This window comes from Desulfosporosinus sp. Tol-M2, from assembly GCF_059735615.1.
In genome coordinates this window covers 1-10,458 of record NZ_JCAIJG010000184.1, presented here as the reverse complement: position 1 = coordinate 10,458, position 10,458 = coordinate 1, and the positions used below count along the sequence as shown (strand labels likewise).

Below are 10,458 nucleotides of genomic sequence, written 5' to 3'. Positions count from 1 at the left end.
GGCCATTTTTGAAAAAGCCGGAGGGTCTGCCGAGCAAACTTTGAAACAAGCGGGCTTGACCCGCGAGAAATTGCTGCAGGCACTACGTGAAATCAGGGGAACTCAACGCGTAACGAGTTCAAATCCTGAAGGGACCTATGCGGCACTGGAACAGTATGGGCTTAACTTAGTGGAACAGGCACGGCGGGGTCGACTTGATCCGGTGATAGGGCGTGATGAGGAAATCCGCCGGGTAATTCAGACTCTATCCCGACGCACAAAAAATAATCCAGTCCTCATTGGAGAGCCTGGGGTCGGTAAAACAGCGATCGTTGAGGGCTTAGCCCAACGGATTGTCCGGGGAGATGTTCCCGATGCAATTAAAAATAAACAAGTAATTTCTCTTGACATGGGAAACTTAATCGCCGGAGCCAAATACCGGGGAGAATTTGAGGAACGCCTGAAAGCGGTGCTCAAAGAAATTCAAGATCGAGACGATGTGATTTTGTTTATCGACGAATTGCATACCGTTGTAGGTGCGGGGGCTACTGAAGGAGCAATGGATGCCAGTAACATGCTCAAACCAATGCTGGCCCGTGGAGAACTTAGGATGCTCGGAGCGACAACGCTTGCCGAGTACCGTAAGCACATTGAAAAAGATGCCGCTCTCGAACGGCGCTTTCAACCGATTATTGTGGAAGCGCCTAGTGTCGAGGATACCATTTCTATTCTGAGGGGACTTAAGGAACGTTATGAAACGCACCATGGCGTACGAATTACGGATGGAGCTATCATTGCTGCCGCCGTGCTATCCGATCGTTATATTAGCGATCGTTTCCTTCCGGATAAAGCGATTGACCTTATTGATGAAGCCGGAGCGCGTATGCGCATGGAAATTACCAGCGATCCCTACGAATTAGATCAGATCAAACGCCGGATGATGCAACTGGAAATCGAACGGGAGGCCTTAAAGAAAGAAAAGGATGAAGCCAGTAAGGACCGCTTAACAAAAATCGAAGAAGAGCTGGCCAATCTCAAAGAAGAACGTTCCGGGCTGGATGCCCAATTGCAAGGCGAACGTGAAGTTCTGGCGCGAATTCAACAACTCAAAGAGGAAGTTGACCGTTCGCGCACCTTGATGGAGCAAGCACAACAGCAATTGGATTATAATAAGGCTGCCGAGCTCCAGTATGGCATCATCCCAAATTTAGAAAAGGATCTTAAAACCACAGAGCAAACACTTACAGCAAAGAAAAATACCTTATTAAAACAAGAAGTGGTCGAGCAAGATATTGCCGAAATCGTGGCAACCTGGACCCACGTCCCCGTCGCCAAACTTATGGAAAGCGAAATGGCCAAGCTTACCCACATGGAAGACCGAATTCATCAAAGGGTTGTTGGGCAGGAAGAAGCTGTTCAAGCCGTCGCCGATGCCGTACGACGGGCACGTGCCGGGCTGCAAGACCCGAATCGTCCCTTGGGTTCTTTCCTCTTTCTGGGGCCGACGGGTGTCGGGAAGACAGAGCTGGCCAGAGCACTGGCGGAATTCCTCTTTGATGATGAACAAGCCATGGTCCGCATTGATATGTCTGAGTATATGGAAAAGCACACGGTGTCTCGCCTGATCGGAGCACCTCCCGGATATGTAGGATTTGAAGAAGGCGGACAACTTACGGAAGCCGTCCGCCGTAAGCCATACAGTGTTATCCTCTTTGACGAAGTTGAGAAAGCCCATAACGACGTCACGAATGTCCTCCTGCAACTCTTAGACGATGGTCGCTTGACCGATGGGCAAGGGCGGATGGTGAACTTTAAAAATACGGTCGTCATCTTAACCAGTAATATTGCCAGCCCGTCTATTCAGCAATTGACCCAACGCAATGCATCTTTGGAAGAAGTACGCTCAAGCATCAATGAAGAACTAAGGTACCATTTTCGGCCGGAATTCCTTAACCGCCTCGATGAAGTCATCATCTTCCACCCTCTGGGGCGCGAGCATATCGGACGAATCGTGGAAATCCAACTGGGCCTGTTGCGTCAGCGCTTGAGCGAACGTAAACTCACGTTGGAATTGACGGCTAAGGCACGCGAACAAATTGCGAACGAGGGGTATGATCCGATTTATGGAGCAAGGCCGCTCAAACGTGTGATCCAACAACGTCTCCAAAATCCTTTGGCCCTTAAACTCCTGCAAGGAGAATTTAAAGAAGGACAACAGCTCCTTGTGGATGTTGACGCCTTGGGGGCATATATGTTTAATATCCAAAAAGATTAAGCAGCGTTCAAATATACCTATTACTAATTATAAGGACGTAAAATGAAATCGGGATCTCACTCGCGAAATTAGCCAAGTTTTAAAAACTTGGCTAATATTCGCGACTAAATGTATAATGCAGACGTAATGTTAAAAGTCAAGTGAGGCAAAAGCACGTGCAAGATAATAAACCGATCCATCTCCCTATTTGGCAAGGGCAAGAAGGGGAAGGACGCTGCTTACTTACGTTAATACTCACGGATACCGGTAATGGCATTCATGGGCTCCTGACCGGCGGGGAAAAACCGCATATCGGCGGAGTGGTTCTGGCCCTTCCACGTCCAAGCCTAAGCGGCGGGGGGTGGAGCTCAGATGTCTACATTACACCGGTTCCAGGGCACAAGGATGTTGACGTGGCCAGAACGGCTGCCGAAACGCTGGCCCGTGAACTTCGGTTGCCTGTGGCTATAACAGCCGGAATTCACTCCGATCACCTTTGCCCGGAGGAATTGAGCAAAATTATTTGTCATTGCAATACGCTGACTTCGAGTGCCCTGGCTTTTTTCAAGAACAAAAATTAACATAGTCATGTCCGGTGTTAAGAGCATTAAAATTCTGAGGTGAAACTATGCACGCTAACTTACGTCAGTTTATGGAAACTCTCCGACGGGAGAAGCAAATTGTCGAGATTGAGGCAGAAATTGATCCGTATCTGGAGTTGGCGGAAATTCATCGCCGGGTCATCGCGGAAGAGGGTCCAGCCCTGTTGTTCAAGCGAGTTAAGGGAAGCGATTTTCCTGTCGTCACTAATTTGTTTGGAACACGTCGGCGGGTTGACCTCGCCATCGGACCTAAGCCGGAGGAAACAATAGAGCGTGCCGTTTCGGCCTTGCAGCGTTTGCTTCCACCAAAACCTTCCGTACTGTGGCTGGAAAAGGATTGGCTGCTTTCCCTGACTAAGAGTGGTCTTCGCACCGTTAATCAAAAGCACGCCCCCGTCCTTGAGATCCAGGAACGCTCCGTAGATTTGACCCGGCTGCCGGTACTCACAAGTTGGCCTGAAGATGGCGGCCCTTTTGTTACGTTACCCTTAGTCTATACTGAACACCCCGTTACCGGAGAACATAATCTTGGAATGTACCGCATCCAAATCTATGGTTCAAACCAGACCGGTATTCACTGGCAGATTCATAAGGGTGGGGGATTTCACTATTATGAAGCAGAACGCTTGGGACAGGCTCTCCCCACGACTCTTTTTTTAGGGGGTCCGCCGGCTCTAATCCTTTCTGCTATTACTCCTCTCCCGGAAATGCTGCCGGAGCTTATCTTTTCTTCCTTTTTAATGGGAGAAAAACTTTCTCGGGTTAAGGTTCCTACACATCCGCATGCTCTGATCGCCGAAGCGGAGTTTGCCATCTGTGGAACGGTGCCCGCTCACGTCCGTAAGCAGGAAGGACCCTTTGGAGATCATTATGGCTATTATTCCTTAACTCATGATTTTCCGGTCTTTGACGTACATACTGTTTACCATCGACAGGATGCGATCTACCCTGCTACGGTTGTAGGGAAACCTCGTCAGGAAGATTATTTTATTGGGGAATATCTGCAGTCTTTGTTGTCTCCTATGTTTCCGGTAGTCATGCCTGGAGTCAAAGCGCTCCGGACGTATGCCGAAACCGGCTTTCATGCTCTGACAGCGGCTATTGTACGGGAGAGTTATCACCGGGAAGCTCTGGTCCACGCTTTTCGAATCCTTGGCGAAGGGCAGCTTTCCCTAACCAAATTTTTAATCCTAACTGATGTCCAGCTCGACTTAAATGACTTTAGAACCCTCTTGGAGACTGTTCTTGCTCGCTTTGAACCGGAATCAGATCTTATAATCCTCAATGACACATCCATGGATACTCTAGACTATACCGGTCGGCAGCTGAATCATGGCAGCAAGGCCATTATGTTTGGGTTAGGATCCCCCAAACGAGAACTTCCCCGTCATATAGAAATGAGAACCTTTCTCGGAATTCAAGGAATAAAACCTTTCTGTGCGGGGTGTTTATTATTAGAAGCTCCCTCGTTTAGAAATTCACCGGAGCTCGCAAATAATATGTTACCTCATCTCCAAGCCGAACCGTTCAAGGATTGGCCCCTGCTGATTTTAGTCGACGACCTTACTCTTGCTTTAGATACAACTGGTTTTCTCTGGCAAGTCTTTACCCGCTTTGACCCCGCTCATGATATCTATGCCGTGACAGAGATGCTTCAGCACCGTCTGGTATATCATGGCCCAATCCTGATCGATGCCCGGATGAAACCTGGTTATCCCGGTGAAGTACTCCCCGACGAGGCGACAGTTAACCTGGTTGATCTGCGCTGGAAAGAATATCAGATGTAAATAATCCCTTGACCATTTCTAAATAATGGATGGCCTGATCTACTTGAGTTTGGAGTTCAGTTTTTTGCGCAGCTAATTCTTGAATTTGCTCTTCGATTTTGAGGATTTCCATTTGCTTTTCGACAAGTTTAGTTTCTACTTCGGTTCTCACTGATTCTGAAATACGTGTTGCTTCACTAAGCAATGTTTCACTTTCACTACGCGCAGATTGTATAAGCTCTTCCGCTTGTTTTGCAGCTTCGTCTTTTACTTGGTTAGCGGCACGTTGAGCACTAAGAAGGGCGTCCCGGAGGTCTTTTTCTATCTGCTCATAGTGCTTTAGGCGATTTCCCCATTCCGAGTTTTGTTCCCTTAAACTGTTTATTTGTAAGCGCAGCTCTTTATGTGCGGCATAGGCTTCAGATAACTGACGGTCTGTTTCCGCCCATGCTTGGTCGACAGCCCCTGGATCATAGCCCCGAATAACGCGCTTGAAGTCTGGCGTTTCCAATGTTAAAGCCTCCTCTCCATATATTCCCTAATAATAATGTATCATTTCTTGATCCTTTCGTGAAGTACCATTAGACTTGGGAACTGTGATTTATTGGATATTATTTTTATGACCGTGAATAATTCATGGTCTTTTTACAAAACCTAACATTGTTAATAGAATGAGTTTTTAAAAAAGGAGGGATTTATGATTCAAATAAATGATCTGGAAATGAAGAAAATCCTGGACCAAGGCATGTTAACCCGAAGTATTATTGAAAATCAAACCGCCATGAAAAAATGTCAGATGTATACCGAAATGGCAAAAGACCCTGCTGTAAAAGGATTTTTTAAAGAACAAGCCAAAGGTTTAGAAGACGTATTGGGGTATTTTAAAAAAGGAATGGCGGAACTACAATAGAAAGGGGCTGCAATAATGAGTCAATTTACCGACTTGGATATGCTCTATGATTATGAAAAAGACGTAACCAGTGCAGCAATGGGATATATGACCCTAGCCACCCGTGCTCATCATGGTGATCTAAGAAAAATCTACTTAGACTTAGCTAACGAATGTACAAATGCCCATAGTAAGGTCAGCAAGTTGATTAACCAAAGCGGAGGGATAGCCTAATTCCGGGCGCATTTCGACTTACTGACTAGTATAAACAGACCTATAATAAAGAACCGGGAACATATTGTTCTCGGTTCTTTATTACCACCAACCTGAGGTCATTCCGTTCGTAATTTGGGTAAAGTTATAGATTGAAGCCTCATTAATTTGAAAGAATTGTTGACCAAAGTGAACAATTCCCTTCTCCGAATAGTATTGCAAGGCATAATCTTCCTCAACATGGAATTTAGAGGGTTCCCGATGTAATGTAAAATACTTTACCTTTTGATTCTCCAAGGCGAGTAAGGCTTGTTCTGACGATGAAAGGGGAGTTGCTCGTTGTAAGTTGCGCATTAATTCCAGAATTATTCCTTTGTTTGTGTAGTATAAAGGATGAAGCGGATCATCGGAATTAATCATTCCCAGCTTGTTAATCGCATGCGGATGAAGTACTCGATTGGGGACATTGAGTGTACTGAAAGGATCAAGCCAACTTTCTTTATAGGCTGGTGGTCCCCAAAGCAAGATCACTACTATAAACACAATGCTTAAAATGACAGCAAATTTATGGTTTTTAAATCTTAACAAGCGCATTCGCCAAGAAAAGACAAGACTAGAAAACGAAAGCATCGGCATCCTCCTTAAGTACGCGAATAAAGCCGATTTGCTGCAAACAAAGTTTAGTTAAACTCAATTTGCAGCAAATATATGATGGTACATAAATTTCGAACTCGAACCTTGAACCTCGAACCTCACACTTCGCACTTCGCACCTAGACCGCCAGTTGGCGTAATCGAAACTGTAAGGTTTTCCGTTTAATTCGTTGGATCGCGTTGTCCAATGACTTTGGAGGTAGTCCCAGACGTTCAGCAATTTCACGTTGTTTGAATCCTTGTATGAAATAATGTTCAAAAACCAGACGCTCAAGATTGGACAAGCCCTCATTTAAGCAGTGAATCATGGAACGAACTTCGTCATTGGCGATAACCATTGTAGCCGGATCCTCGGCGTTTGATAAAAGGGAGATAAAACTTGTTTTTTCTGATTCCGATATCATATTGTTTAGGGAATAAGCGTCGTTTAAGTTAATATGTTTTTGGCGGGTATACTTTCGCAGACTATCAATGAGTTTACGTTTAATGACCATCCTTAAAAAATGAAGGAAGGGAATGCCTAAGTTTGTGTCATAGGACAATACTGCTCTATATATTGCAATGCGCCCTTCTTGGATCAGGTCGTCATAATCTGTCCTTGGCAAAAAATATTTGCATGCGATCATGCGAACTTCGGGTTCATAGTGTTTAATAATGAGGTTTAAAGCCTCTTCATTACCCGAGCGTGCTGCTTCCAGCATAGCTCTTTCCTTGTCCAGAGCACTTATGTTGGGAGTCATGGTACTCAACTCCTATAAATAATAGACACTATGAGTTCACTATGAGTTTATTAAAGATTGCACTTTTTGACAAGCTTTTTTTCATGGACTATTAACCATATATTACTAATTTCCAATGAGTTACGTATAAATTGTCTATTTAGTTGAATCAAATAGAATTTCGAAGCTTATAACCACTAAATATAGTAAGTAGTGCTCTATCATACTACATATAGAAACTAGGGTATCGTTTTTAGGCATTATGAAATTCATTCATTTAGAAAGATTTAAGCAAATTTGCGGTTTCAATCGCAGTCATGGCAGCGTCAAAACCTTTATTTCCAGCCTTTGTTCCAGCGCGTTCAATTGCTTGTTCAATACTATCGGTAGTTAAGACCCCAAAAATGATGGGAACCCCAGTTTGTAAGCCCACGAGGGCGATTCCTTTAATAACTTCATTACTGATCAGATCAAAATGAGGAGTAGCACCGCGAATAACGGCGCCAAGGCAAACGACCGCATCATAGCGTTTAGAGTTTGCCATTTTTTGAGCCACGAGGGGAATTTCGAAGGCTCCTGGGACCCAGGCTAGTTCAATGTCCTCTTCAAGCACCCCGTGTCGGTATAGGGCATCAGTTGCTCCGCCCACCAGTTTGCTCGTGATAAATTCATTAAACCGGGCAGCAATAATTCCAATTTTAAGCCCTTTAGCCAATAGATTTCCTTCATAAGTTTTCACAGATTGTCCACCCTTTCGTCAAGTGATAATTTGCTTCTTAATGAACTCCCGTCAAAATATGTCCCATTTTAACTTTTTTAGTACAGAGATATGCTAGGTTTTCCGGTTTGGACTGGATCTCTATCGGAACACGTTCCACGACTTTCAAACCATACCCTTCAAGACCCACAATTTTTCGCGGATTATTAGTCATTAATCGAACTTTGGAAATTCCAAGGTCCGCTAAAATTTGCGCTCCAACACCATAGTCACGCAAGTCTTCAGGAAATCCCAAAGCCAGGTTTGCTTCGACCGTGTCTTTTCCTTCTTCCTGAAGTTTATACGCTTTCAGTTTATTCAACAACCCGATTCCCCGGCCTTCCTGACGCATATAGACTAAGACACCGCGTCCTTCACTCTCTATTTTCTTTAAAGCCGCAGTGAGTTGGTCTCCGCAGTCACAGCGCAGAGAATGGAAAACATCTCCCGTCAGACATTCTGAGTGAACGCGGAGGAGTACTGGTTTACCATCATCAACGGTTCCTTTGATCAAGGCGACGTGTTCTTCTTGATCGAGAATGCTTAGATAGCCAATGGCCTGGAAGTCGCCAAAAATAGTAGGAAGATTGACACCTTCGACCCTTTCTATAAGCTTTTCCGAACGGCGGCGATAAGCAATAAGGTCTTTAAGCGTAACGAATTTTAGGTTATGCTTTTCTACAAAATGTCGTAAATCCGGTACTCTGGCCATGGTTCCGTCTTCATTCATAATCTCGCAGATGACGCCTGCCGGCTGAAGCCCGGCCAGACGCGCTAAATCTACAGCGCCTTCCGTGTGCCCTGCACGAACCAAAACTCCGCCTTCACGGGCTTGAAGCGGGAAGATATGTCCAGGTCGGTGTAAATCGGTTGCCTTACTGTTAGGGTCTACGAGAATTTCAACCGTTTGAGCACGTTCAAAAGCAGATATCCCAGTGGAACTTGCTGCAGAATCAACACTCACCGTAAAGGCTGTCCCATGTGGATCCGTATTTTGCGTGACCATCGGTTCGAGTTGTAAGGCATGAATCCGGTCCCTGGTCATTGGAACGCAAATCAGGCCTCGCCCATAGGTCGCCATAAAATTGATCGCTTCAGGGGTCGCCATTTCAGCGGCCATGACCAGATCCCCTTCGTTTTCACGATCCTCATCATCCACCATAACAATCATTTTACCTTGTCGAATATCCTCCAAGGCTTCTTCAATCGTGTTAAACGGCATGGTTCTTCACTCCTTTATTATTAACCCAGGGTTTAAGCGAGTAAGATTCAGATAAATCCGTGTTCCGCTAAAAAACCCAGAGAAAGATCCGGTTTATTTTTACTTGAGGCGGTATTTATCCCCATAAATCGAGCGACATACTTACCGATAAGGTCTGTTTCCAGGTTGACGCTTGCCCCAATCCCCTTTAATCCCAGTGTAGTTTGCTCAAACGTATGGGGAATAAGGGAGACTGTAAAATATTCGGCTTCCACATCAATCACCGTTAGTGAAATCCCATCAATAGCGATTGATCCTTTTGGCAGCATATAGGAAAGTAAGGCAGGTGGTGCGCTGATTTCATAAACTTGAGCGATTCCCCATGAGCTAATCCTCCGAATGTTGCCAACACCATCAATGTGCCCACTGACCAAATGTCCGCCTAAACGGGTTTGAAGCTGTAACGCTCGCTCCAGGTTAATACGGCTGCCACTTTTAAGCTCGGCGAGATTGGTTTTTGCCAATGTTTCCGCCATCACATCCACTGTGAATTCACGCTCGCTTTGCCGAATCACGGTCAGGCAAACCCCGTTGAGGGCGATACTATCTCCGATTTGGGTTCCATTAAGGATTTTATGCCCTTCGACAGTAAGTTGCCCGGATTCCGGCAAGAGGCGAAGGGTACGGACGATGCCCAGTTCTTCGACAATTCCAGTAAACACTTGGATCCCCTCCCTCAGGCATTTGTGTCCTATGTTGTCGTTTGCGTGCAGTCACGCAAATTAACTTACATTAGCTTGTAGTTACTTCACCAAATTCCAGAAGAAGTTTCCGCCAGGAAGATTATTCTGACGTCTGGCTTCCGATCTCTGATGTCTGGCTTCTGACCTCTGACTTCTGATCATGCAGATAACCGGTAACATGAAGATCTTCCGCATACGTATCAAGGTGAAGATCTTGTAAGGCTATAGCTTCAGCCATATACTCAATATGCAACCCTGAAAGGGGAGAAGGGCCATTTCCCCCTACCAGTTTGGGTGCAATAAAAAACTCGATTTTGTCAACAAGTTGTTCTTGAATAAGTGTACCCGCCAGTCCGCCGCCGCCTTCCAGCAGCACACTGGTCCAACTGCGATGAACAAGATCCCGCAAAAGTTTTTCCAGGGGGACATAGCGAAGTGTGTCATATTGCCACACTTCAACCCCTGCGAGGTTGTTCAGACGTTTAATCTTCCCGGGAGAGGCGGCTTGCGTTGTAGCAATAATACATGGGCTGTGAGCGGAGGAGGTTAGGACCTGAGCATTTTCAGCGAGGCGTAAATGCCCATCGATAACGAGTCGAACAGGGTCTTGTCCACTGGGAAGACGGCAGGTGAGGGCAGGGTCATCCCGGATGACGGTTTCACTTCCCGCCAGAATAACATC

At 45.6% G+C, this 10,458-nt stretch carries 12 protein-coding genes; 5 read left to right on the top strand and 7 right to left on the bottom strand.

What is annotated here, in order from left to right:
• The 3 genes from clpB to AC6I5A_RS13685 all read left to right on the top strand — a co-directional run.
• Positions 1 to 2,254, top strand: a 2,254-nt coding sequence (gene clpB, locus AC6I5A_RS13695; protein ID WP_034617208.1) for an ATP-dependent chaperone ClpB, incomplete at its 5' end; no start/stop codon positions are given.
• A 155-nt stretch (positions 2,255 to 2,409) separates the two neighbouring features.
• The gene (gene lpdD, locus AC6I5A_RS13690) at positions 2,410 to 2,814 is read left to right on the top strand and encodes a prenylated flavin chaperone LpdD (protein ID WP_052168113.1); all 405 of its coding nucleotides are present in this window, start codon (positions 2,410 to 2,412) and stop codon (positions 2,812 to 2,814) included.
• Between the two features lie 47 nt (positions 2,815 to 2,861).
• Positions 2,862 to 4,622, top strand: a complete 1,761-nt coding sequence (locus AC6I5A_RS13685) for a UbiD family decarboxylase (protein ID WP_034617206.1) — start codon at positions 2,862 to 2,864, stop codon at positions 4,620 to 4,622.
• On the opposite strand, the gene AC6I5A_RS13680 is transcribed toward AC6I5A_RS13685, so the two are convergent.
• Positions 4,582 to 5,112, bottom strand: coding sequence for a DivIVA domain-containing protein (locus tag AC6I5A_RS13680; RefSeq protein ID WP_034617204.1), 531 nt, complete (start codon positions 5,110 to 5,112; stop codon positions 4,582 to 4,584). The two genes, AC6I5A_RS13685 and AC6I5A_RS13680, sit on opposite strands and share 41 nt — an antisense overlap.
• A gap of 189 nt (positions 5,113 to 5,301) precedes the next feature.
• On the opposite strand from AC6I5A_RS13680, the gene AC6I5A_RS13675 reads away from it, so the two are divergent.
• Both AC6I5A_RS13675 and AC6I5A_RS13670 read left to right on the top strand, forming a co-directional pair.
• Positions 5,302 to 5,511 carry a hypothetical protein gene (locus AC6I5A_RS13675; RefSeq protein WP_034617212.1) on the top strand — a complete coding sequence of 70 codons (210 nt, stop codon included), beginning with the start codon at positions 5,302 to 5,304 and terminating at the stop codon, positions 5,509 to 5,511.
• A gap of 15 nt (positions 5,512 to 5,526) precedes the next feature.
• Positions 5,527 to 5,724, top strand: a complete 198-nt coding sequence (locus AC6I5A_RS13670) for a spore coat protein (RefSeq protein WP_034617201.1) — start codon at positions 5,527 to 5,529, stop codon at positions 5,722 to 5,724.
• A gap of 81 nt (positions 5,725 to 5,805) precedes the next feature.
• Here the strand turns inward: AC6I5A_RS13670 and AC6I5A_RS13665 are convergent, their stop codons facing one another.
• From AC6I5A_RS13665 to AC6I5A_RS13640, 6 genes are all read right to left on the bottom strand, one after another.
• Complete coding sequence (locus tag AC6I5A_RS13665; RefSeq protein ID WP_034617198.1) at positions 5,806 to 6,333, bottom strand: hypothetical protein; 528 nt, start codon at positions 6,331 to 6,333, stop codon at positions 5,806 to 5,808.
• A gap of 142 nt (positions 6,334 to 6,475) precedes the next feature.
• The gene (locus AC6I5A_RS13660; RefSeq protein WP_034617196.1) at positions 6,476 to 7,096 is read right to left on the bottom strand and encodes a sigma-70 family RNA polymerase sigma factor; all 621 of its coding nucleotides are present in this window, start codon (positions 7,094 to 7,096) and stop codon (positions 6,476 to 6,478) included.
• A gap of 256 nt (positions 7,097 to 7,352) precedes the next feature.
• Entirely contained in the window at positions 7,353 to 7,814 is a 462-nt protein-coding gene (gene ribH / locus AC6I5A_RS13655; protein WP_034617194.1) for a 6,7-dimethyl-8-ribityllumazine synthase, read from the bottom strand.
• Positions 7,815 to 7,851: 37 nt separating this feature from the next.
• Positions 7,852 to 9,054 (bottom strand): bifunctional 3,4-dihydroxy-2-butanone-4-phosphate synthase/GTP cyclohydrolase II, encoded by a 1,203-nt coding sequence (locus AC6I5A_RS13650; protein WP_034617191.1) that lies wholly within the window; start codon positions 9,052 to 9,054, stop codon positions 7,852 to 7,854.
• A 47-nt stretch (positions 9,055 to 9,101) separates the two neighbouring features.
• Positions 9,102 to 9,755 (bottom strand): riboflavin synthase, encoded by a 654-nt coding sequence (locus AC6I5A_RS13645; RefSeq protein ID WP_034617189.1) that lies wholly within the window; start codon positions 9,753 to 9,755, stop codon positions 9,102 to 9,104.
• Between the two features lie 121 nt (positions 9,756 to 9,876).
• A partial coding sequence (locus tag AC6I5A_RS13640) for a RibD family protein (protein ID WP_034617186.1) occupies positions 9,877 to 10,458 on the bottom strand: 582 nt, incomplete at its 5' end.

Excerpts from the sequence above, each read along its gene's own strand:
- AC6I5A_RS13685 (WP_034617206.1), top strand. The coding sequence starts at position 2,862 with ATGCACGCTAACTTACGTCAGTTTATGGAAACTCTCCGACGGGAGAAG.
- AC6I5A_RS13670 (WP_034617201.1), top strand. The coding sequence starts at position 5,527 with ATGAGTCAATTTACCGACTTGGATATGCTCTATGATTATGAAAAAGAC.
- AC6I5A_RS13665 (WP_034617198.1), bottom strand. The coding sequence starts at position 6,333 with ATGCTTTCGTTTTCTAGTCTTGTCTTTTCTTGGCGAATGCGCTTGTTA.
- AC6I5A_RS13660 (WP_034617196.1), bottom strand. The coding sequence starts at position 7,096 with ATGACTCCCAACATAAGTGCTCTGGACAAGGAAAGAGCTATGCTGGAA.
- AC6I5A_RS13650 (WP_034617191.1), bottom strand. The coding sequence starts at position 9,054 with ATGCCGTTTAACACGATTGAAGAAGCCTTGGAGGATATTCGACAAGGT.